This window comes from Pigmentiphaga litoralis (genome assembly GCF_048632615.1).
GTDB lineage: Bacteria > Pseudomonadota > Gammaproteobacteria > Burkholderiales > Burkholderiaceae_B > Pigmentiphaga > Pigmentiphaga litoralis_B.
The window spans coordinates 835606-857302 of sequence record NZ_CP184479.1; the positions used below are offsets into that span (position 1 = coordinate 835606).

Sequence of the window (21697 nt, forward strand, 5' to 3'; positions counted from 1 at the left end):
TCTTCCTCCAAACCGACCGGGTTGCCCCGGCCTAACTATGATTAACGTGCGTCCGTGGTCGCGGAGACGCGCCAGGGTGCCCCTTCGACTTCCAGTGTTTCGGGGATGGCTGGAACATCGGCCGTAACCCCGCCTTTCTTGAGGAATTCTTCACTGCGTTTGTTCAGCACAACGATACTGATGCGCCGATTCTGCGGCGCACGTGGATCCACCTCGGTGAATGGCACGGAATCGGAAAGGCCGACTACGCGCAATGCCTTGCTCGGATCCATGCCAGCCGACAGCATGGTGCGACGCGCCGCGTTGGCGCGGTCCGCTGACAGTTCCCAATTGCTGTAGCCTGCGTCGCCGCCGGCATACGCCGTGGCATCGGTATGACCGGAAATGGACAGCTTGTTGGGGACGGCATTCAGCGCGCGCGCCAGTTCCGACAGAATGATCTTGCTGTAGTCCTTGAGCACCGTTTTGCCGGTGTCGAACATGGGACGGTTCTTTTCGTCGACGATCTGGATCCGCAATCCTTCGTCGGTGATGTCCATCAGGATCTGGTCCTTGAACTGCTTCAAGGTGGCCTGCCCTGCCACCAGGCTTTCAAGCTGGGTCTTGAACGATTCAAGCTGGCGCCGTTCCCGCCGTTCGAGGTCGGCGTCGGCAGTCCGGTTGTGACCGACCGGACGTGTCAGGTCCCGACCGCCGGCATTCATGATCGTGGCGGGGTCACCCGCCACCTTGCCCGACGACACCGTCAGCTTGATCGGCGTCTGGAAGTACGTGGCAATGCCTTTCAGGTCGGCTTCCGCGCTGGTCGTAAGCAGCCACATGAGTAGGAAGAAGGCCATCATTGCCGTCACGAAGTCGGCGTACGCGATCTTCCACATGCCGCCGTGATGGGCGGCATGCGGGCGCTTCCGAGCGCGTCGAATGATGATGGGCGCAACGCCTTCTTTCGCTGCCATCGCGATCTCTCCTTGATCCGTCGGCAGCCGTCAGGCGGCCGACTTACCTCGGACGGTGTCTTCCAGTTCGGCGAAAGTGGGGCGCTCGGTGGAAAACAGGACCTTGCGTCCGAATTCGACGGCAAGGGCGGGAGCATAGCCATTCAGGCTGGCCAGCAAGGCCACCTTGATGCATTCGAATTGTTTGCCGCTTTCGCTGGCTTTCTGTTCGATGACCGAGGCCAGCGGCCCCACGACACCGTATGCCAGCAGAATGCCGACAAAAGTGCCGACCAGGGCTGCGCCGATCTTTCCGCCCAGGATGGCAGGTGGTTCGCCGACCGACCCCATCACGTTCACCACGCCCATGACCGCGGCCACGATCCCGAATGCCGGCAGGCCGTCTGCGATGCGCTGGATGGCGCCTGCAGGAATCAACGCTTCGTGGTGATGCGTGTCGATTTCCTGGTCCATCAGGGCTTCGAGTTCCAGCGGGTTCAGATTGCCGCTGACCATCAGGCGCAGGTAGTCGGTCACGAATTCGATGAGGTGGTGATCGGCCAGCAGGGTCGGATATTTCTGGAACAGGGGGCTGTTGGCGGGCTCTTCCACGTCGGCTTCGATCGACATGAGGCCTTCGCGGCGCACACGGTTCAGGATTTCATACAGCAGGGCCAGCAGGTCGAGGTAGCGCTGCTTGCTGAACTTCGAGCCGTGGAGCGTGGTAGGGAGGGACGCCAGCGTGGCCTTGACCACCTTGCCCGAGTTGCCGCACACGAACGCGCCAAGGGCCGCACCCGCGATGATCAGAAGTTCGAAGGGCTGGAACAGCGCGCCCAATGAGCCGCCGTGCAGCGCGAAGCCGCCCAGTACCGACACCGCAACGATGATGTAGCCAATGATGACGAGCATGCGCTCGCACTCCTAAAAATCCCTCGCCACAAGCTGCGCGAAGTCCTAGTCCCGTTTTCGGCAGGCTGGCAGGAATCTTGAGTGCGTTACACGCAAATTCGCGTAAAGGTCGCTTTACGCTTCGACAGACATGTCCGCGTCGGACAGCGTGCCTGACTGGCGCGTCTTGCCGGCCCGGGAAGGCATGTGGCAAAGGCCACACACGTATTGGTGCGCGAGTTCGAAACTGTGGGTGACGAATTCGCCGCTGCAACTCGTGCAGCGGGTCATGCCTAGCATTCCGGCATCAAAGAAGCGAGTGAGGCGCCACGCTCGGGTGATCGACAACACTTCGGGCATGCCAAGCTGGACCACCTGCTCGCGATACAGCCGATACGCACGGATCAACGATTCCACCGGCGTGAGGTCGGGCAATCCGCATTGATGCCTGTAGATGTTCATGAACAACGAGGCGTGGATATTCGGCTGCCACGTCATGAACCAGTCAGTAGAAAAAGGCAGCATGCCTTTTGGCGGCGATTTGCCTTTGATCTCGCGATACAGGCGAAGAAGACGCTCTCGCGACAGCGTCACTTCGGATTCCAGCACCTGAAGACGCGCGTCGAGCTGGATGAGCTCGCACGCGATCTCGATCTGGCGAGCTTCGGACAAGACGCTTTTAGCCCGTGTCATGGCAGATCCTGACTTACAAGAAGAGAGATGGCGCGTTGACATGCGCCATGACAGGCGACGCGAATCAGGCCGCAGCGGCCGTACGGCTCGCCATCAGGATGGCGGCATGCATGCGCGAAGGCGCATCATCGCGTTTTGGCGTGGCAAGGAGGTTCCACACCAAGGAGTCGTCAAAACGGAATCGGGCGAGCAACATGGTGGTTGACGCGATCTTGATCAGTTGGGCGGTTGTCAGCGATTCGACGAGGTCGCCAACTTCGGAAGAAAGGCCCAAACGGAACAGCGCTTCCGCGCGGTCAATGCGCAGCATTTGTTGTGCAAGCAACAGATACGTCAGATTGGCATCACGAATTTCGGCATTCAATCGCGACATCGCGGAAGACTCCGGCGCAGCGCTGGCGTTGAGGCTGACGGCATCGGCGATTTCAAAACTGGCGTTCATCGTGTTCCCTTGATGGAAATGTCCATCACAACTAGTACTGCGGCTTACGCCACTGCGCTACCATCCAAACTGGAGCGGTGGACATAGAGCAAATTATCAGCTCGAACAACAATCCCATGAAGTGGAAGAGGGATACTCCTTACGTCTACCTAATTAGGCTGGTGGTGTAGGAATTAATCCGACACAATCAGTTTCACTTGTTTCATTTTAATACGAATTCAATGCGGGAACTCGCCCGGCCGCTTGCGGCTGAATCCTCTGCCCCACTGGAAATGAAGCAAGGCATGCTTGAAGCCCTCTTCAAATCGATGCCTGCAGCCACCTGGATCGTTGATCCGTCAGGTCGCTACAGCTACGTCACGGATACGTACGCCAGACTCGTGGGACGCACTGCGGACGAGTGTATTGGGCGGTCCGTCGACGAGGTGATGCCTCCTGCCCTCGCCCGACTTTATGCATTGCGACATAAGCAGTTGCTTGAAAATCGCGCGCCGAAACGATTTGAACAGATATGGCCAGTGCGAGGCGAGCCACGGTGGTTTGAAATCCACATGAATTGCCTGCTTGACGAGACGGGCGAACCCATGGGAGTTGCCGGGTACGCACAGGACGTGACTCAGCATATGGAGCAGCAGGAATCCGCGCGCCGCGTCCAGGAAGGTCTGGAAAAGCGGGTTGCGCAGCGCACCCAGCAGTTGAGCGTGACCAATGAAGAATTGGAGGCGTTTTCTTATTCGGTGTCCCATGACCTGCGGGCGCCCCTCAGCAATATCGGTGGGTTTCTCAGCCTGCTGCAAGAAAACTTCGCTGACCAGCTCGGCCCGACCGGCAGTGAATATGTGCAGCAGATTGCGTCCAACGCTGAACGGATGAATGGTCTGATTGGGGACCTGCTGCAGTTGGCCCGGGTCAACCAGGGAGGCCTGCTTCGAGCGCAGGTGGACCTGACCCAGATGGTCGAAGAAATACTGAAGGGCCTGGCCGAGCAGGAGCCCGCCCGCCAGGTAAAAATTGTTTTGCCAAACCCCACTTACGCGGATTGCGATCCCGGCCTGATGCGCGCGGCGCTCGTCAACCTATTGAGCAATGCCTGGAAATTCACGGGTCGCGTCGAACATCCCAGAATTCAGTTCGGATGTTTCGTTCGGGGCACCTTTCCGGTGTATTTCGTCCGGGACAACGGCGCCGGCTTCGACATGAAGCACGCCGACCGGATGTTTGGCGCATTCCAGCGCTTCCATCGCGAAGCGGAATTCCCGGGCACCGGAATTGGCCTGGCAACCGTCAAACGAGTGATAGGACGCCACGGCGGCCAGGTTTGGGCAGAAAGCGCGCCGGGCCTGGGCGCCACGTTTTATTTCACGCTCGACACGCCCGACTGACCGGCGACGTTTTCTCTGATTGACGCGCTGCCGCCACGCAATGTGGCGCGCCTGACGACACGTTCGTCTTTTTTGCGTGCGTATTCATCGCCTTGAAACCCGCGCCCAGCCGGCGTCTGCACGATTTCGAAAAACTTTAGGCCTTTTTTCAAAGTTTAAATACGCTCGCTGCCTAAAGTTTCAAATCGTCCCCCCGTTAATAGCATCATCCAGGCCGCGCCACATCGCAGTTCCGCAGGCCACAAGGGCAAATCGTTAAGTGGGTGCTTCCACGCAACGGATGCATAAAGTGGGCACACACGCCCGAAACTGAAATATGACTAACCTCCAGGGAGATACGTCATGGCACAAGTCATCAATACCAACATCGCTTCGCTCAACGCTCAGCGCAATCTGAACTCGTCGCAATCGGCCACCACGACGTCGCTGCAGCGCCTGTCGACCGGCCTGCGCATCAACAGCGCGAAAGACGACGCAGCCGGCCTGGCCATCTCCGAGCGTATGTCCACGCAGATCAAGGGTCTGAACCAAGCCGTCCGCAACTCCAACGACGGCATCTCGCTGGCCCAGACCGCCGAAGGCGCGCTGCAGCAGATCGGCACCAACCTGCAACGCATTCGCGAACTGTCGGTTCAGTCCGCCAACGCGACCAACTCGGCCGATGACCGCGCCGCGCTGCAGAAGGAAGTCGCCCAGCTCTCCTCCGAAATCGGCCGTGTGGCAAAGGACACCTCGTTCAACGGCACCAGCCTGATCGATGGCAGCTTCACCAGCAAGGCCTTCCAGGTCGGCGCCAACCAGGGCCAGACCATCAGCATCAACGGTATCGCCAACGCCAACGTGAACGCGCTGGGTTCGTGGACCAGCAAGGACACGAGCGCAGCCGTTGGTGGTATCGCCCCCGTAGGTACGCCTAGCGCAGCCGTGAGCGGTAGCGTTACTCTCGGAGCCGGCGCCCTTACTGCACCTTCGGCTACGCCAGACTTCGATTACGCAGCTAGCAAAATCACTGTGAATGGCACCGAGATTGCTCTGGATGCCGTAACTTCGGGCACAACTGCCGCGACAGCACGGGCAGACATGCTTGCCGAGATCAGCGCCAAAGTAAACGCCGCCGGCATACCAGGACTGACTGCAGCTGTTGACACGACAACTGCTGGATCTGAGGTGCTCACGTTTTCCAATTCAGGTAAAGGCGAGTTTTCGATCACTGGTGATAATTTTGCAGGTACGCTGACCGCCAAAGCAGCAACGCCAGCATCGACGACCTTTGCAGCAATTGCAGGTGGAGGTATTACGATTAACGGCACCAACATTGGTCCAATAGGCGCTACCACGAACGCGGCATCGCGCTTGACTACGCTCGCTAGCGCGATCAATAACGTGTCGGGCGATACGAATGTCACTGCGACCGTTGATGCGGGTCGTCTCAAATTGACTTCAGCTAAAGGCGACATCGTCGTGGGCGGGGCTGCTGCGACGATAGAAACCGGCCTAACCGCTGGTACAACCGCTGGCGCCGCGCTTGCTGGTTCGACCGCTTTCGCCAAGGGCACAGCGCAGACTGGCTTCGCAAACCTCGACATCTCGACTGTCGACGGCGCCGACAACGCCATCCTGGCCATGGATGCCGCACTCAAGAGCGTCAACGAAGCTCGCGCCGACCTGGGCGCAATCCAGAATCGCTTCAGCTCGGTGGTGTCGAGCCTTGAGACGACGTCCGAAAACCTGTCCGCCTCGCGCAGCCGGATCCAGGACACCGACTTTGCTGCAGAAACCGCGTCGCTGACCCGCGCGCAGATCCTGTCGCAAGCCGGTACGGCAATGCTGGCTCAAGCCAACTCGCTGCCGAACAACGTGCTGACGCTGCTGCGCGGATAAGGCACACAGCGTTCCTGGAACGGGGTACTTGACCGTTCGTGAAAACCACAACGGTCCGCATGGAAACATGCGGGCCGTTGTCGTTTTCAGGCCAAAGCACGAATCGGAGGTTCGTCTGACGAATTTTCCGCCAACTGCGTAGCGTGCATTCGCTTTCTTGAAAATCCGCGCCAAACGCTGATCTCCGCGACTCCGCGTAAAAACTTCAAAGACTGGCCTCGCTCTGCGTCCAAGTTTTCAAAATGCCACCCGTTAATTCCTTCATCCAGGCCGCGCCGCGACATGCAGCGACGAGTCCTGGTGAACGAAACGGGCATATCGGTCCCGCAACTGAAATGTGACACACCCTTAGGGAGATACGTCATGGCACAAGTCATCAACACCAACATCGCTTCCCTCAACGCTCAGCGCAATCTGAACTCGTCGCAATCGGCCACCACGACATCGCTGCAGCGCCTGTCGACCGGCCTGCGCATCAACAGCGCGAAAGACGACGCAGCCGGCCTGGCCATCTCCGAGCGTATGTCCACGCAGATCAAGGGTCTGAACCAAGCCGTCCGCAACTCGAACGACGGCATCTCGCTGGCCCAGACGGCCGAAGGCGCGCTGCAACAGATCGGCACCAACCTGCAACGCATCCGCGAACTGTCGGTTCAGTCCGCCAACGCAACGAACTCGGCCGATGACCGCGCCGCGCTGCAGAAGGAAGTTGCCCAGTTGTCCGCCGAAATCGGCCGCGTGGCCAAGGACACGTCGTTCAACGGCACGAACCTGATCGACGGCAGCTTCACCAGCAAGGCCTTCCAGGTCGGCGCCAACCAGGGCCAGACCATCAGCATCAACGGTATCGCCAACGCCAATGTGAACGCGCTGGGTTCATGGACCAGCAAGGACACGAGCGCTGTCATGGCCGGCACAGGAGCAGCCGGCGAAGCGGTTGCTGCGGTCAGCGGCAAATCGTTGATCTCGTTGGGTGACATCACTGCGCCCACGGCAGGAACGGCGACTACCCTGGACTACGCTGCCAGCACCGTTACTGTCAACGGCATGCAATTGGACGTCGCGGCTGTCAGCACAGCAAAGGCAGCGGCCACTCCTACCGCAACCGAAATTCAGTTGGCCAAGGGCACGCTGCTCACCAACATCGCCAAGGCGGTCAACGATGCCGGCATCCCGGGTCTGACCGTCCAAGCGCTGAAGGCCGACGGCACCGCGGCTACCGCCCCTGCGGACATCGCAAGCCTGAGTTTCGCCAACACCGGCAAGACGGAATTTGTGACGAAGGGGTCGACCTTCGCTGGCACCATCGTCACCAAGCCGGCCACGCCAGCCTCGAAGAACTTCGCGGCTCTGGCCGCCGACACCTTTAAGGTCAACGGCGTCTCGATCGAAGCCATCGGCGCGACGACCAGCGAATCAACCCGTTTGGCCGCCTTGGCAAACGCCATCAACAACAGGACCGCCGAAACCACTGTCACTGCAACGGTTGACAATGGTCGCCTGAAGCTGACTTCGGACAAGAAGGACGTTGAAATTACATTAGGCGCCGCCGCGCTGCCAAAATTGCGCGACGGCACGACGAGCTCGACCCTGGCTAACGAGACGGGCCTCACGGTCGGCACCAGCAAGACCCTGGCCGGCGCCACCGCTTTTGCCAAGGGTGCGCAGCAAACCGGCTTCGCCAACCTCGACATTTCGACCGTAGACGGCGCGGACAACGCCATCAAGGCCATGGACGCCGCGCTCAAGAGTGTGAACGAAGCCCGCGCTGACCTGGGCGCGATCCAGAACCGCTTCAGTTCGGTGGTGTCGAGCCTGGAAACGACGTCCGAGAACTTGTCTGCGTCGCGCAGCCGGATCCAGGACACCGACTTTGCTGCAGAAACCGCGTCGCTGACCCGCGCGCAGATCCTGTCGCAAGCCGGTACCGCGATGCTGACCCAAGCCAACTCGCTGCCGAACAACGTGCTGACGCTCCTGCGCGGTTGATTCGGAAGCGACCTGACCGGACCGCGCACGCAACGGTCCCGGTCAGTGCTGACATGACGGCCTACCTGGCAACATGTGGGCCGTGCTGGTTGGGCCAAGGTCCTGACTGCGCCCCTGGTCCACCCGGCCGTGAAGGACACGCAAGGGCCAGCAGCGCTTACGCCGCATTGGCCGCCTGCCGGCATGCGGAGTAGTGCGTGCCCTGCTCAAGATTCCTGCCGGCAAGCCGTTAAACAAGCTAGAACGACGATGGGGCTATCTCACACAGGCCCGACGCGACAACGCCGCACCGGAGCAATTATGAGCATCAATCCTGTTGGATACCCTCTCGATCACCGTGTTGGCGCCGCCGCCAAGCCCGCCGCAGTCGACCTTGTCGTGCCCCAGGCAGATCACGCCGCACGTGATCTCGCGCTGCCGGTGACGTCTCAGGTGCCCGCTGTGGGCAAGCTGCAGGATGCGGTTGACACGTTCAATCGGTACATTCCAATGGCGGAGAACAACCTATTGTTTTCGATCGACGAAGACAATGGCACCGTCGTCGTGAAAATCGTCGACACGACCACGCAAGACGTGATTCGTCAGATCCCGTCTGTTGAAGCACTGGAGCTAAGCCGCTCGCTCGACAAGCTCAAGGGGCTGTTGCTCCAGGGCAAGGCATAGGTCAGCGGTCGGTTTTGGATTCGCAAAGGAGGACAGCATGGCAACCGCAGGCACCCAACTTGGGCTGGGCTCAGGCCTTCCCTTGGAGTCGCTCGTCACACAGCTGATGGCGACCGAGGTCAAGCCACTCACCAAGCTGCAGGCCAAGGAGGCTGAGACAACCTCGAAAGTGTCGGCGTTGGGGCAACTCAGCGGCAGCCTGACCTCAGTACGAGAAGCCCTGCTCAAGCTGACCGACACCAACCTCAATACAGGCAAGGTCGCACTGTCCGAAAAGGACTTTGCAACGGTGACGGCCTCCAGCAAGGCGGCCAAGGGCACGATGTCGCTGGAAGTCGTTCAACTGGCTCAGCAAGAAAAAGCGCTGAGCGCATCGCTCGCGTCCGGCGATTCCAAGATTGGCACCGGCCAGGTTTCGTTCACGTTCGGCAGTGTCAAAGACGGCGCGTTCGCCGCTGATGCGGATCTGCCTACCCAAAGCGTCACGATCACGTCGGAAAACAACACCTTGTCGGGCTTGCGTGATGCGGTCAACAAGGCGGGCATCGGCGTTACCGCAAGTCTGGTCAATGACGGCAATGGATCCCGGCTTGTCTTCAGCAGCAGCCGCACGGGTGTCGAAAAGGCTTTCAAGATGGAAGGCGTGTCCACCGGCAGCGCGCCAGGTGAAGCGTCCTTGTCCATGTTCAATTACGACCCGAGCACCGCCCCGGCCCATTCGCCGGATAGCACGGCCCCGGGTATGGTCAGGTTGCAGGCAGCCAAGGACGCAAAAATCCTTGTTGACGGACTGGCCGTCACCAAGCCCGACAACCTTATCACCGATGCCATGGACGGCCTGACGATCACCCTGACAAAAGTCGGGAAGACCCAGGTTACCGTGTCCCAGGACCCGGACAGCACCAAGTCTGCACTGCAAAGCCTGGTGACGGCATACAACTCGTTCCTTACGACTTCCAAGCAGCTTTCCCGCAACACGCCCAGCGCCACGGCGGGTACCGCGTCGACCTCGAATGGGCCCCTGGCCGGGGACAGTATCGTTCGCGACGTCACTGCCAAGATGCGGGACCAGATCTTTTCGCCCCTTGCTGGCGCAAAGGGCTCGACAACGTCATTCGCCTCGCTGGGCATTTCCTTCCAGAAAGATGGCACGCTGAAGTTCGACACTGCCGTCTTCGACAAGGCCAACACCGCCGATCCCACAGGCATTGCGAACCTGTTCGCCGATGAACCCAATGGCGCGGGTTCCGTGGGCCTGTCCAAGCGTTTCGTGGACGCAATCAACGCAATGGTCGATACGAATGGGTCCATCCAGACACGCGTCGACGGCCTGGGTGCAACGACAAAGCTGTTGCAGAAACAACAAGTGGATTTGGCGGCAAGACTGCAAGTCATCGAAACCGGGTATCGAACGGAATTCAGCCGTCTTGATACGCTGGTCACCAAAATGATGGAAATGCAAACGCGCCTGACGAAAGACCTGGAAAGTCTCTCCAACCTGCGAAGCTCCTGATCAAGGGCACAAAACGCGGAAGCGACAGGATTAATCCCCTCATTTCAGCCTTTAGGATATTTGTGTCCAGCCGTTAATACCCTTGTAACGCGATGTGGTGCAAGGGTCGGCTCATCCAATCTCGACAGGCATCCGCGCGCAGGAGAACACTTTGTCTGGATTCGCAAATTTTGGCGCGCGGGCCTATGCCAGCGTCGGGGTCGAAACCGGGGTATCGGTATCCACGCCGCACGAATTGATTCTGATGCTGTACGACGGGGCGCTGGAGTCGCTGCGGCGGGCCATAGGCTGCATTACGGCCCAGGACTCTATCGGTCGCGCCAAAGCCGTATCGCGCGCGGCACGCATCATCGATGAAGGCCTGCGCGCCAGCCTGGACCACAAGGCCGGCGGCGATCTCGCCCTTCAACTGGATCGCCTGTACGACTACATGTGTCGACGCATCCTGCAGGGCAGCACCGACAACGACGTGGTTCCTCTGGAAGAAATTGCAGACATGATCGACGGTTTGCGCAGCAGCTGGGTGGCGATTGAACCCGGCGCTCACGCCGGATCGTAAGTCCCCGATTCGCTGTCGCGCGGAAGTCGTTCTCGCGTCGCTCCTTACGCGGAAATACGTAGCTTGTTTTCGTTCAGGACGATTCCAAACAGTCGCTCACTGACTGGCGACAAACGTCGATTCCAGTGATCTGCCAGCACCATTCCAGAACTTTCGGTTTCTTGCCCTTTGTCCCGGCTCGCGCTCTGCCAATTTGGCGCTCGCTCGCCTCTCATGGTCCTTTTCCAGGTCCTCTATGTCGCCCAACCTCGCAGTGCACGCCGCAGCGCCCCAAGCCCCATCAAGGGGCGCCGAGACTACCCTCCAGTCCGTCTACGAAAAATTTGCCGAAATCAGCTCAGCCATGCTGGACGCAGCCGAACGGGGCGACTGGGACGCCGTGACGGCAGGCGAGCAATCCTGCGGGCAACTCATCGACTTTCTCAAGCATGCGAATCTTGTGCCGATCGATGAAGCCGAGCGGCTTGAATGCATGCGGCTGGTGCGCAAAGTGCTGGCGGACGACGCAGCCATTCGCGGATTGGCACAACCGCGCCTGGCAGAACTCGATAGAATCCTCAGACCTGCGCACGGACGGATGCGCACGCATTCCTTTCGTTGATCCGTTTTCCCTTTCCTGACAGGCTGCCAATGGCGCGACGTTTCGCGAACAGACCGTGGTAACTGACGCGCGCAATGCGCGGCCGGTCACTCCCGTTGCGTCGGTCCAGTCATGGGAACGGTATCGCGAGGACGCGCGAGAGGCGATCCTGGCGAAGCTTGCCAGCGGTCCAGGCGGGAAAGGCAGCCCCGTGGACGTCTCGTCGGGCCGCACGCCGCCGCCTTCGCAACCGGCAGGCCTGGTGCGGGCCACGGTGCTACAGACCCATAGCGAGTCTGAGGCACTGGTGGACATCGGCGGCAAGTCCTATCTGATCAATACGCGGCAGGCATTGGCCGAAGGCGCGAACGTCATCCTGCGGGTGCTGGATTCTCGCGAGTTTGCTCAGGGCGGACCTGCCACCGTGCGCGCGCGCCAGGGCCCACCGGCCGCTGACGCTGCCGCGCCGGGCTCCGCCGCTGGCGCCGCTGGCGAACCGGACGTCGACCCGGTCACTGGTATCCGCAGGGTGGGTATTGCGCCAGTGCCACTGCCGGCGTTGGCCGAGTTGAAGACATCGTCGAGCGAGGTAAACGTGCAGCTGAGCGGGTCGGCGCGCTTGCTCTCGGCTCTGGCGTCTTCACCTGACAGCCCCCAGCGGCTCGTCCCGCTTGCACCTCTGTCGCTTGATCGGCAGACCGATACCACGGCGTCGGCACAGAAGATCCAGCATGCGGTCGAACATTCCGGTCTGTTCTACGAATCGCATTTGCAGGAATGGCAGGAAGGCAGGCGCTCGCTGGATGCCTTGCGGGCAGAACCCCAGGCGGCGCTGTCGCCAGGCGTCCCGGCCAAGCCGGATGCTGCGGGAAAGCCCGCTGACATCCCCCTGTCCCCTCGACGCCAGAGCAAAGCGCGGCCAAGGGTCTGCAGGCCGCGTTGGGTGCGATCCCGGCCGATGTGCGGCCGATCGTTCAAGATCAGATTGCCCTGCTCGAAACCGGGCGCATGGGCCTGCTGGGATCGTGGGAAGGCCGGCCGTTTTCCCTCGAAATCGAGCCTGACGACAATGGCCCCCGCTCCGATGACATCCCTTTGTCCTGGCGGGTCAAGATCCAGATCGATGCCCCGAACCTGGGCAAGCTCGAGCTGGATGTCGCGCTGGCGGGCACTCAAGCCAGCGTGGCGGTGCGCCCCGACGCAAAAACGACCAAAGGCCAGGCCTTGCGAGACGTGCAGGCGGCGCTGGCGTCGACGTCGGGTGAACTCCAGTCGTCGCTCGATGCCCGCGGGCTTCAGATGACCGGCCTGAGTGTGGCGCCGGCAACCCGGCCGACGGCGGACCGGTCATGAGCGTGCCCCACGAGACATCGCATGGCCTGGGTAATGGTCCCCCGCTCGAGGGCGACAACGTGGCCGATCCCAAGCGTCATCTGGCCGTCGCGTTGCGCTATGAACGTGAACGCAAGACACCTGTGGTCGTGGCCAAGGGAAGTGGACTGGTTGCCGACGCCATCCTGAAGCAGGCGCGGGACGCCGGGGTCTTCGTGCACAGTTCACGGGAACTGATCGACTTGCTGATGAAAGTCGATCTCGACGCGCGGATACCGCCGTCACTGTATGTGGCGGTGGCCGAGGTTCTGGCCTGGGTGTATCGGCAGGACGAACGCGCGGCTGCGCGGGTGGGTGGCGACTTGCCGGTTGGCGGTAGTGTCAACGAGCCGGCCAGTGTGGGCAAGGCGCCTGGCGCAGCGGCGCCCAGCACACCGGCGCCGGGCAAACGCCGCTGATCAGTCGTGTTCTGAGCGATCCATTGGCACGGATGGAAGCAGTGCCCCGATCCGCCGTAGGCATTCAAAGACGGCGAAAAACGCGTCCACGGCCATGCCCCTTGAAGCCTTGCGTGGTGACAGCGCAACAGCCATTGGTGCCAGACACGTCCTTCCGGCGGACATCCACCGTCAAATCAGCGCAAACACATGGTTGGCACCAGCCGCAGTCCACCCTTGCGCCGCGATCACCTTTTACACCGGCATGTTCATGACATCGGTGTAGGCCTGAACAACCTTGTTGCGCGCCTGGGTCAGCATCTGGAAAGACAGGCTGGCCTTGTTCATGGCGATCATGGTCTGTTCGAGGCCGACTTCCGGGTCGCCCATCTGGTAGCCCCGTTGCAACACTTTGGATTCGTTCTGGGCGGCGTGGACCGACTGGATCGCGCTGGAAAGGATGTTGGAAAAACTGGGCGCGGGACCTTCTGGTGCACCGCCACCGATCAGCGCTTCCGGGCGACCGAGCATCTGCGCGGCGCGCGCCATGCCGGTAGACGCGCCTTCCGATGCGGCCAGGGTGGAAGACAAGACGTTCTGGATGCGGTCCATGAAGATGCCCGGCGATAAAAGATGGGGCAATGATATAGGCCAGCCCAAACGCAGAGCAGGAGAAGTGGGGGGTAATCCTGCGTCTATTCGACACTTGCTTGTGACAATTTGCATCATGTAATGCATGTATTCAGGAATGGGTTCGTGCCCGTGCCTGCGCGCCATCCGGCACCGGCATTCCACGCATCAGCACCCGTACCCAGGCATTTCCGCAACAGTCATGGCAGACGCTCTCGATTCCCCTCTCACTGCTTCTTCGCTGGAGCGGAAGAATCCATTTCAGGAGGCCCTGGGCCGCCTGTCGAATCGTAATCGGCTGGCGCTGCTGATCGGAATCCCGTTGCTGATCGCCATCGTGGCCGCCACTTTGCTGTGGACACGTGAACCTGCCTACCGTGTGCTGTTCAGTGGTCTGTCCGACCAGGACGGCGGCGCGATTCTGACCGCACTTCAGGCTCAGAAAATCCCGTACAAGATGACCGACAACGGCAGCGCCATCATGGTGCCGCCCGAGCGCGTGCACGAAATTCGTCTTGGCCTGGCGTCGCAGGGGCTGCCGCGTGCCGGCAACGTGGGTTTCGAACTGATGGACAACAGCCGCATGGGGCTGACGCAGTTCCAGGAACAGGTGAACTACCAGCGCGCGCTGGAAGGTGAGCTGTCGCGGTCGATCCAAAGCCTGGGATCGGTCAAGTCGGCACGCGTCCACTTGGCCATCCCGAAGCCGAGCATCTTCATCCGCGAACAGAACCGCCCCACGGCTTCCGTGCTGGTGCAGATGTATCCAGGCCGCCTGCTCGAACGCGCCCAAGTGGCCGGTATCGTGCATCTGGTGGCCTCGTCGGTGCCGGAAATGGCGACCAGCGCGGTCAGCGTAGTTGACCAGACAGGCGCCCTGCTCTCGTCGGGCGAAATGACCGGCTCGGGGCTCGATTCGAGCCAGATGGAATACCTGCGTGCGATGGAGCAGCAGTACACCCGCCGCATCGCCGATTTGCTGACGCCCATCGTCGGCGCGCAGAACGTGCGCGCCCAGGTCGCCATCGACCTCGACTTCAGCCGTGCCGAACAGACCGACGAAATCTACAAGCCGAATACCGATCCGACCCAGGCAGCGATCCGCAGCCGGCAATCTTCTGAATCGCATGACCCAGTTCCGGTCGCGAACGGCGGCGTGCCGGGCTCGCTGTCGAATACGCCGCCAGGCGTTGCCACGGCGCCGATCACGGGCAACGCGGCCACCAACCCCGCGGCGACACCCGCGCGTCCCAATGCGCCACTGCCGGAAAGCGTCAAGCGCGCCGATACGACCAACTACGAGGTCGACAAAACCGTGCGCTACGTGCGGGAACCCGTCGGCCGTATCCGTCGTATCTCGACTGCCGTGGTGGTCAACCATCGAAGCAGCACGGTCAACGGCGCGGTGCTGAACACGGCCCTGACCCCCGAAGAACTTGCCCAGATCAAGGCGTTGGTCAACGATGCGGTCGGCTTCAGTCCCGACCGGCGCGATTCGGTATCGGTCATCAACATTCCGTTCAACGAGAATGCACTCGAAAAGACCGAGGAAGTGGCGTTCTGGCAGCAGTCTGAAGTCATCGGTCTGGCGCGCGAGATCGCCATTGGCCTGATCGTGGCGATCGCCGTGCTGTACCTGATCCTGGGCGTGATCCGGCCTGCCGTTCGCCAGATGACCGCCCCGCCTCCGCCCCCGAACCTGCCGTTCCCAGTTACGGGCTCAATCTGCCGACTGAACCCGGCGCGGCGGGCGAAGCCGAGCCAGCCGAAGATCCGCTTGAACGCGTGCGGCGCTTTGCCCGCGACAACCCGCAAGTGGTCGCCAACGTCATTCGCCAGTGGGTGAACGACCCGCAGTCGGCACCTTGACTTCAGGCGCTTCCATGACACCCGCCCTCTCCATCACGCCGGCCCGACTGATTCCGCAACGTCCCACGCGAGTTCCCTCATTGCCATGCTGACCCCATCCTCCAGTGTCGATCAAGGTGTGACCGACGGCGCCATTCTGCTGCTCTCGCTGGGCGAAGAAGAAGCGGCGGCCGTGCTGAAGTACCTTGCGCCGCGCGAGGTGCAGAAGCTCGGCACGGCCATGGCCGGCATGCAGGGCATCGCGCGCGAAGACATGGATTCGGTGCTGGCCCGGTTCGAAGACGACATCAGCGACCATACGGGCATCGGTACGGATTCCGATGCCTATCTGCGCAATGTCCTGACGCGTGCGCTGGGCACCGACAAGGCCGGATTCCTGCTCGACCGCATTCTGCACACTGGCGATACGTCGGGCATCGAAAGCCTGAAGTGGATGGATCCCACGGGCGTGGCCGAACTGATCCGCCATGAACATCCACAGATCATCGCGTCGATCCTGGTGCACCTGGAGCCCGACCAGTCGGCTGCGGTGCTGAACAACCTGACCGAACGGGTGCGGTCGGACGTACTGCTTCGGATCGCCACGCTCGACGGCATCCAGCCCGCCGCGCTGCGCGAACTCAACGACGTGCTGCTCAAGATGCTGTCGGGCAACGAACAGATCAAGCGACGCAAGCTTGGGGGCATCAAGACGGCGGCCGACATCCTGAACTACGTCGGCACGACGAACGAGAACCAGATCATTGCGACGGTGCGATCGGTGGATACCGAGCTGGCCCAACGCATCATCGACGAGATGTTCACCTTCGACAATCTGCTCGAAGCCGATGATCGCGGCATGCAGATGCTGCTGCGGGAAGTCACGCCCGACTCGCTGGTCATGGCGCTCAAGGGCGCCAGCAACGAGCTGCGGGACAAGATCTTCCGTTGCATGCCCACGCGCGCGGCGCAGCAGTTGCGCGACGATCTGGAAACGCGCGGCCCCGCCCGCATTTCGGAAGTCGAAGCGCAGCAGAAGGAAATCCTCAAGGTGGCGCGCCGCCTGGCGGAGTCCGGCGACCTGGTCATCGATGGCGTCGGCGAGGAACAGTATGTCTGACCGGCTGCTGCATCGCGGCCGCATTCTGTCGGCCGAAGAAGGCGAGGATCTGCCCGTCTGGACATTGAAGGCCTTCCCGCCGGGTTCGGAAGGCCAGTACCGCCGCCGTCCGCAAACACTGGCCGAGAAGATCGCCGCCGAACAGCTGGCCTCCAATTCGTTGGCCGCGCGGTCGCGCCCGGTCCAGCCCTTGCGGCCGGCCGCAGCGGCCCCCGTTCCCGACGCCAAGGCCAAGCCGGCGGTCGATCCCGCCGAGGTGGAACGCATCCGCAAGGAAGCCTTCGACGAAGGGTATGCCGCCGGCTACGACAGCGGCGCGTCGGCCGCGCACGACGAGACCGAGCGGTTGCGCATCCTGGCCGACAGCGCCGGCGCGGTGTTCGAGACGTTCGAGCACACGCTGGCCCCCGCCCTGCTGGACCTGACCATGGCGGTGGCGCGGCAGGTCGTCCGCCGCGAACTGAGCACCGACAGCAACGTGGTGCTGTCGGTGGTGCGCGACGCCTTTGCGCAACTGACCGGCGGCGAAACCGGCAAGCAATTGCTGCTCAATCCCACCGATATCCAGTTGGTCCGCGCCCACCTGGGCGAAGAGCTGACGCTGGGCCAATGGAAGCTGGTTGAAGACGGCCGGATCGATCCGGGCGGTTGCCGCATTTCGACCCAGCAGTCGGCGGTCGATGGAACGGTCGAGACGCGCTGGAAGCGCGTTGTTGCCACGCTGGGGTCCCGCGCGCGCTGGGTGACCGACGCTGACGGAAACGATGACGACGAGGATGCCGGCGATGCCTGACGCCGCCATTCGCCTGAGCCGTTTCCTGTCCGCCTGCCAGACGCGGGTGGAACGCGCGAGTCCGCTTGCCGTCCATGGACGGCTGACGCGCGTGGCCGGCCTGGTCATGGAGGCTGTCGGTCTGAAGCTGGCAGTGGGCAGTACCTGCCTGATCTATCAGAACGACGTGCTGGCGGCCGAGGCCGAAGTGGTGGGATTCAACGGCGAGCGGGTGTTCCTGATGCCGTCGACCGAGGTGCATGGCCTGACCGCCGGCGCCCTGGTGATGCCGCTGGAAGTGGCGCGACACGCCCCCGTGTATGCGGGAGAAGGCGAGCCCTTCCCCAACGACGGCGACATGCCGGAAGAACGGACCAAGCACTTGCCCGTGGGAGAAGCGCTGCTGGGCCGGGTGGTGGATGGCGCCGGCCGTCCGCTGGACCGGCTGGGTCCGATCCAGTCGTCGCACCGCGCGCCGCTGGCGGCCCGGTCGGTCAACCCCATCGAACGCCAGCCCATCGAGCGGCCGCTGGATGTTGGCGTGCGCGCCATCAACGCGATGCTGACGGTGGGGCGCGGCCAGCGCATGGGATTGTTCGCCGGATCGGGTGTCGGCAAGAGCGTGTTGCTGGGCATGATGGCGCGGTTCACCGAAGCCGATGTGACGGTCGTGGGGCTGATCGGCGAACGGGGCCGCGAGGTAAAGGAATTCATCGACCACATCCTTGGCGCGGAAGGCCTGGAGCGGTCGGTCGTGGTGGCGGCGCCGGCCGATGCCGCGCCGCTGATGCGCCTGCAGGGCGCCGCCTACGCCACGGTGCTGGCCGAGCATTTTCGTGACGAGGGCAAGAACGTCCTTCTGATCATGGATTCGCTGACGCGCTATGCCATGGCGCAGCGCGAGATCGCGCTGGCCATTGGCGAGCCGCCGGCCACCAAGGGCTATCCGCCATCGGTGTTTGCCAAACTGCCCGCGCTGGTGGAACGCGCCGGCAACGGCACGCACGGCAAAGGATCGATCACGGCGTTCTACACGGTGCTGACTGAAGGCGACGACCAGCAGGATCCCATCGCCGATTCGGCGCGGGCGATTCTGGACGGCCACATCGTGCTGGACCGCGCATTGGCGGATACCGGTCACTACCCCGCGATCGACATCGAGCAATCGATCTCGCGCGCCATGCACAACATTGTCGACGCGCGCCAGCAGCAGGGCGCACGCACCATCAAGAAATTGTTTTCGCGGTACCAGCGGTCGCGCGACCTGATCCAGGTGGGCGCCTATATTCCGGGCAGCGACCCGGAGCTGGACCGTGCGATTGCCGCGCACGGCACCATCAGTCAATTTTTGCAGCAAGGGATCCAGGCGCAAGCGCCCTACCCCGAAAGCTGCGCGGAACTCGCCCTGATCGCCGACCAGTTCGGCGGCCAGGCCTGAGCCAGCTCACGCAAGAAAGGAACGCATTATGGCTTCCAGCGCCACCCTGCACACGTTGATCGAACTTGCCGTCGAGCGCAAGAACAAGGCCGCCCAGGAATTCGCCCAAAGCGCCGCCGCCCACCGGCACGCGTGCGAACGGCAGGTCCTGATCGAAAGCTACCGCGCCGACTACGAACTGCGGATGCGCACGCAGGCGGGAACGGGCATCGATGGCACGCGCGTCGGCAACTACTCGCGCTTCATCCAGCAGCTGTCGGAAGCGGTGGAACAGCAGCGGCTGGAAGTCGACCGGTGCGCCCGTTTGCTGCAGCAGACGCGCAACGCCTTCTTTGAGGAAGAGCGCAAAGTGAAATCGTTCGAAATCCTGGCCAAGCGCGAAACGGATCGCAAGACGTCGTCGGAAGCCAAGAAGATCCAGAAGCAGATCGACGAGTTTGCCAGCCGCAAGGCGTACAGCACCGCTGGCGGGTTCTCGCTGTGAGCGCCGCGTCCAACGCATCGGCGCCGGTGTCGGCCGCCAACGCGCTGTTCGCCGCGCCGCAACCCCGGCACGCGCAACCCGCCAAGGACGACAGCTTCAACGCGGCCATGGATCGCGCAGCCGAATCGCAGGCTGCCGCATCGCGTGCCGCGGCGCGTGCGAAAGAGAGCGCCCCAAAGGACCGCAGCGCGTCCGCCGCGGCAGATGCCCCACCCGCCGATCCAGCCAACGCGCCAACCGGCCCGGGCGATGCCCAATGGCTTGCGCAATTCGCGGCCATGATGGGGCATGCGCACCCGGGCTTTCCGGGAACCCTTCCCGCACAGGCGGGTACCGGCGCCGGATCCGCGGCCGGTGGAAGCGGGGGCGCCAATATGGCCTTGTCCGGCCAGCCGGGCTTTGCCGCCAGCGGCGCTGGCACGGCCACGGCAGGCCTGGACGGCACGCTGGCGGATGCATCCGCTACGGCGGCCGACGGGGTGCTGTCGCTGGCTGGGGTGAACGGCCAGGCGCCTACGGACACGGAATTCCTGGATCGCCTGGCATCGATGGTGTCCGGAGGACAAGGGCGGCGTGCCGACGGCGTGACCGCATCGTCCACCGACGGCTGGGGTGGCGCTGCCGATGAGGCGACGGGCGCAGCCTCGGGCTTCGTCAAGGGCGCGGCGGGCGCGCTGCTGCGTGGCGCAGATATGGTGCCGGGATTCGCTGCGGTCGCAGCAGCCGCCACAGCGGCGGCCAGCGCGGCCAATGCGGCCGCCTCGGCGGTGTCCGCCGCCAGCGCCGCATTGGGGAGCGACGCTGCGCCGGGCGAAAGCGCTACGGTGCCTGGAGGTGCTGCCCCCACGGACGCCAGCGCGGCGGCAACGGCTGGCGCGGTCGATGGCGCCGCAACTCCCATCCCCGCGCATGGCGTTGGCGCGCATGCGGCGACGGCGAGCGGACGGGCCGATGTCCCAACCGTACCAGGCGCGCCGGCCTCGCTTCCTGGTCAGGCGCTGCAAGGCCGTCTGGACGAGGCCCTGCGCTGGATGACCGGCAACGGTCTGCAGAACGCCGAACTGCGCGTGACGCCGGATGCGCTGGGTCCGATCACCATCCATGTCCGTATGGACGGTGACACCGCATCGGTGATGTTTGGCAGCGGGCACGAGCAGACCCGTCAAGCCCTTGAAGCGTCGCTGGGCGGCTTGCGCGATGCGCTGGCCGCAGGGGGATGACCTTGGGTGACACGTCTGTCGGCAGCGAACAACAACAGCGGCAGATGCTGGCGGATTTCAGCAACGGTGACCGTCGCCGTAGCCCCGCCGACGCCGCGCCGGCTGACGCGGCGCCATCGGCCGGAACCGGCGCTGCAGCAGGCGTTTCTGGCGGCACGACGCCGCCGGCCACGTCTCGCCGGGGCAACGGGCTGCTGAACGTCTACGCCTGATCGGCCGTTCCACGAGATAACCCCGGGTTTCGTTCCCTGTTCCACGGATTGCCCCACCGGGGCCATCCCATAATCCAAGCTCGCACCTGCTTTCGGTGCGTCATTCTTACCCAGCGAGACGTTCCATGGCCGAGGCCACTGTTCCCCCAAAACGCCGCAAAACCCTGCTCCTCGTCATTGGCCTGGTTCTGCTTCTGGTCGCCATCGCGGCCGCCGCGGCATTCTTTCTGATCCGGAACAAGCAGCTCGAAGCCTACAGCTTTGGCGACGACACCGACGCGCAAACACAAGCTGCACAAGCCAAGAAGGCACCTGAAAAATCCGACGCGTCCAAGCATGTGTTCGCAGCGCTCGAGATGTTCACGGCCAATCTGGCAGACCGGGATCGCGAGCGATTTGCACAGATTGCCGTGATGATCGAGGTCAAGGACGCCAAGGCCGAAACCGCGCTGAAAGCGGTCGTCCCACCTATCCGCAGCGACATCCTGTTGATGCTGACCGCCAAGAACGCCGAAGACCTGTTGACGCTGGAAGGCAAGCGCAAGCTTGCGCAACAGATCCTGGACATCGCGCGGGCCCGCATCGCCTCGGACTACCGGGGCGACGTGTTCGCGGTGCACTTCTCCAGTTTCGTGATCCAGTAACGCTGGCGGCTTGCGTGCACCCTTCGACTCAT

22 protein-coding genes are annotated in these 21697 nt (G+C 62.6%); 17 read left to right on the forward strand and 5 right to left on the reverse strand.

From position 1 onward, the window contains the following. Positions 1–41: 41 nt before the first annotated feature. From motB to flhD, 4 genes are all read right to left on the reverse strand, one after another. The gene (gene motB, locus ACNANG_RS03780; protein WP_420226046.1) at positions 42–956 is read right to left on the reverse strand and encodes a flagellar motor protein MotB; all 915 of its coding nucleotides are present in this window, start codon (positions 954–956) and stop codon (positions 42–44) included. Between the two features lie 30 nt (positions 957–986). Continuing rightward, entirely contained in the window at positions 987–1847 is an 861-nt protein-coding gene (gene motA, locus ACNANG_RS03785) for a flagellar motor stator protein MotA (protein ID WP_420226047.1), read from the reverse strand. Between the two features lie 114 nt (positions 1848–1961). Beyond that, positions 1962–2519: a flagellar transcriptional regulator FlhC gene (flhC, locus tag ACNANG_RS03790; RefSeq protein ID WP_420226048.1), complete on the reverse strand. Its 558-nt coding sequence runs from the start codon at positions 2517–2519 to the stop codon at positions 1962–1964. A gap of 64 nt (positions 2520–2583) precedes the next feature. After that, on the reverse strand, positions 2584–2892 hold the full coding sequence (gene flhD, locus ACNANG_RS03795) for a flagellar transcriptional regulator FlhD (protein ID WP_179590768.1): 309 nt from the start codon (positions 2890–2892) through the stop codon (positions 2584–2586). A gap of 290 nt (positions 2893–3182) precedes the next feature. Here flhD and ACNANG_RS03800 point away from each other — a divergent pair, with 290 nt between their 5' ends. The 9 genes from ACNANG_RS03800 (at position 3183) to ACNANG_RS03840 (ending at position 13318) form a co-directional block, all read left to right on the forward strand. Further along, positions 3183–4343, forward strand: coding sequence for a sensor histidine kinase (locus ACNANG_RS03800; RefSeq protein WP_420226049.1), 1161 nt, complete (start codon positions 3183–3185; stop codon positions 4341–4343). Positions 4344–4685: 342 nt separating this feature from the next. Next, entirely contained in the window at positions 4686–6224 is a 1539-nt protein-coding gene (locus ACNANG_RS03805) for a flagellin (RefSeq protein WP_420226050.1), read from the forward strand. Between the two features lie 363 nt (positions 6225–6587). Then, on the forward strand, positions 6588–8213 hold the full coding sequence (locus ACNANG_RS03810; RefSeq protein WP_420226051.1) for a flagellin: 1626 nt from the start codon (positions 6588–6590) through the stop codon (positions 8211–8213). 300 nt (positions 8214–8513) lie between these two features. Beyond that, positions 8514–8876 carry a flagellar protein FlaG gene (locus ACNANG_RS03815; RefSeq protein WP_420226052.1) on the forward strand — a complete coding sequence of 121 codons (363 nt, stop codon included), beginning with the start codon at positions 8514–8516 and terminating at the stop codon, positions 8874–8876. A 37-nt stretch (positions 8877–8913) separates the two neighbouring features. Further along, a complete protein-coding gene (gene fliD, locus ACNANG_RS03820) occupies positions 8914–10389 on the forward strand; it encodes a flagellar filament capping protein FliD (protein ID WP_420226053.1) in 1476 nt (491 codons plus the stop codon). Positions 10390–10540: 151 nt separating this feature from the next. Then, a complete protein-coding gene (gene fliS / locus ACNANG_RS03825; protein ID WP_420226054.1) occupies positions 10541–10948 on the forward strand; it encodes a flagellar export chaperone FliS in 408 nt (135 codons plus the stop codon). Between the two features lie 343 nt (positions 10949–11291). Further along, complete coding sequence (locus ACNANG_RS03830) at positions 11292–11549, forward strand: flagellar protein FliT (protein WP_420226055.1); 258 nt, start codon at positions 11292–11294, stop codon at positions 11547–11549. Between the two features lie 918 nt (positions 11550–12467). After that, on the forward strand, positions 12468–12881 hold the full coding sequence (locus tag ACNANG_RS03835) for a flagellar hook-length control protein FliK (RefSeq protein ID WP_420226056.1): 414 nt from the start codon (positions 12468–12470) through the stop codon (positions 12879–12881). Beyond that, the gene (locus tag ACNANG_RS03840) at positions 12878–13318 is read left to right on the forward strand and encodes an EscU/YscU/HrcU family type III secretion system export apparatus switch protein (RefSeq protein ID WP_420226057.1); all 441 of its coding nucleotides are present in this window, start codon (positions 12878–12880) and stop codon (positions 13316–13318) included. The genes ACNANG_RS03835 and ACNANG_RS03840 overlap by 4 nt, the downstream gene beginning before the upstream one ends. A gap of 234 nt (positions 13319–13552) precedes the next feature. On the opposite strand, the gene fliE is transcribed toward ACNANG_RS03840, so the two are convergent. Further along, the gene (gene fliE / locus ACNANG_RS03845; protein WP_420226058.1) at positions 13553–13909 is read right to left on the reverse strand and encodes a flagellar hook-basal body complex protein FliE; all 357 of its coding nucleotides are present in this window, start codon (positions 13907–13909) and stop codon (positions 13553–13555) included. A 220-nt stretch (positions 13910–14129) separates the two neighbouring features. Here fliE and fliF point away from each other — a divergent pair, with 220 nt between their 5' ends. From fliF to ACNANG_RS03885, 8 genes are all read left to right on the forward strand, one after another. Next, the gene (fliF, locus tag ACNANG_RS03850; RefSeq protein ID WP_420226059.1) at positions 14130–15773 is read left to right on the forward strand and encodes a flagellar basal-body MS-ring/collar protein FliF; all 1644 of its coding nucleotides are present in this window, start codon (positions 14130–14132) and stop codon (positions 15771–15773) included. 108 nt (positions 15774–15881) lie between these two features. Continuing rightward, positions 15882–16895 (forward strand): flagellar motor switch protein FliG, encoded by a 1014-nt coding sequence (fliG, locus tag ACNANG_RS03855; RefSeq protein ID WP_420226060.1) that lies wholly within the window; start codon positions 15882–15884, stop codon positions 16893–16895. Next, positions 16888–17688 (forward strand): flagellar assembly protein FliH, encoded by an 801-nt coding sequence (locus ACNANG_RS03860; protein WP_420226061.1) that lies wholly within the window; start codon positions 16888–16890, stop codon positions 17686–17688. The genes fliG and ACNANG_RS03860 overlap by 8 nt, the downstream gene beginning before the upstream one ends. Beyond that, positions 17681–19105, forward strand: a complete 1425-nt coding sequence (gene fliI / locus ACNANG_RS03865; RefSeq protein WP_420226062.1) for a flagellar protein export ATPase FliI — start codon at positions 17681–17683, stop codon at positions 19103–19105. The genes ACNANG_RS03860 and fliI overlap by 8 nt, the downstream gene beginning before the upstream one ends. A 28-nt stretch (positions 19106–19133) precedes the next feature. After that, positions 19134–19589: a flagellar export protein FliJ gene (gene fliJ / locus ACNANG_RS03870; RefSeq protein ID WP_420226063.1), complete on the forward strand. Its 456-nt coding sequence runs from the start codon at positions 19134–19136 to the stop codon at positions 19587–19589. Then, the gene (locus ACNANG_RS03875; protein ID WP_420226064.1) at positions 19586–20809 is read left to right on the forward strand and encodes a flagellar hook-length control protein FliK; all 1224 of its coding nucleotides are present in this window, start codon (positions 19586–19588) and stop codon (positions 20807–20809) included. Before fliJ ends, ACNANG_RS03875 begins: the two co-directional genes overlap by 4 nt. A gap of 2 nt (positions 20810–20811) precedes the next feature. Beyond that, the gene (locus ACNANG_RS03880; RefSeq protein WP_420226065.1) at positions 20812–21021 is read left to right on the forward strand and encodes a hypothetical protein; all 210 of its coding nucleotides are present in this window, start codon (positions 20812–20814) and stop codon (positions 21019–21021) included. Positions 21022–21146: 125 nt separating this feature from the next. After that, a complete protein-coding gene (locus ACNANG_RS03885) occupies positions 21147–21665 on the forward strand; it encodes a flagellar basal body-associated FliL family protein (RefSeq protein ID WP_420226066.1) in 519 nt (172 codons plus the stop codon). Positions 21666–21697: the final 32 nt, after the last annotated feature.

Coding starts and splice junctions, on each gene's coding strand:
- motA (WP_420226047.1), bottom strand. CDS start 1,847: ATGCTCGTCATCATTGGCTACATCATCGTTGCGGTGTCGGTACTGGGC.
- fliG (WP_420226060.1), top strand. CDS start 15,882: ATGCTGACCCCATCCTCCAGTGTCGATCAAGGTGTGACCGACGGCGCC.
- ACNANG_RS03800 (WP_420226049.1), top strand. CDS start 3,183: ATGCGGGAACTCGCCCGGCCGCTTGCGGCTGAATCCTCTGCCCCACTG.
- ACNANG_RS03805 (WP_420226050.1), top strand. CDS start 4,686: ATGGCACAAGTCATCAATACCAACATCGCTTCGCTCAACGCTCAGCGC.
- ACNANG_RS03840 (WP_420226057.1), top strand. CDS start 12,878: ATGAGCGTGCCCCACGAGACATCGCATGGCCTGGGTAATGGTCCCCCG.
- fliF (WP_420226059.1), top strand. CDS start 14,130: ATGGCAGACGCTCTCGATTCCCCTCTCACTGCTTCTTCGCTGGAGCGG.
- ACNANG_RS03815 (WP_420226052.1), top strand. CDS start 8,514: ATGAGCATCAATCCTGTTGGATACCCTCTCGATCACCGTGTTGGCGCC.
- ACNANG_RS03810 (WP_420226051.1), top strand. CDS start 6,588: ATGGCACAAGTCATCAACACCAACATCGCTTCCCTCAACGCTCAGCGC.
- ACNANG_RS03830 (WP_420226055.1), top strand. CDS start 11,292: ATGCTGGACGCAGCCGAACGGGGCGACTGGGACGCCGTGACGGCAGGC.
- ACNANG_RS03885 (WP_420226066.1), top strand. CDS start 21,147: ATGGCCGAGGCCACTGTTCCCCCAAAACGCCGCAAAACCCTGCTCCTC.
- flhD (WP_179590768.1), bottom strand. CDS start 2,892: ATGTCGCGATTGAATGCCGAAATTCGTGATGCCAATCTGACGTATCTG.
- fliE (WP_420226058.1), bottom strand. CDS start 13,909: ATGGACCGCATCCAGAACGTCTTGTCTTCCACCCTGGCCGCATCGGAA.
- motB (WP_420226046.1), bottom strand. CDS start 956: ATGGCAGCGAAAGAAGGCGTTGCGCCCATCATCATTCGACGCGCTCGG.
- flhC (WP_420226048.1), bottom strand. CDS start 2,519: ATGACACGGGCTAAAAGCGTCTTGTCCGAAGCTCGCCAGATCGAGATC.
- fliD (WP_420226053.1), top strand. CDS start 8,914: ATGGCAACCGCAGGCACCCAACTTGGGCTGGGCTCAGGCCTTCCCTTG.
- ACNANG_RS03860 (WP_420226061.1), top strand. CDS start 16,888: ATGTCTGACCGGCTGCTGCATCGCGGCCGCATTCTGTCGGCCGAAGAA.
- fliJ (WP_420226063.1), top strand. CDS start 19,134: ATGGCTTCCAGCGCCACCCTGCACACGTTGATCGAACTTGCCGTCGAG.
- fliI (WP_420226062.1), top strand. CDS start 17,681: ATGCCTGACGCCGCCATTCGCCTGAGCCGTTTCCTGTCCGCCTGCCAG.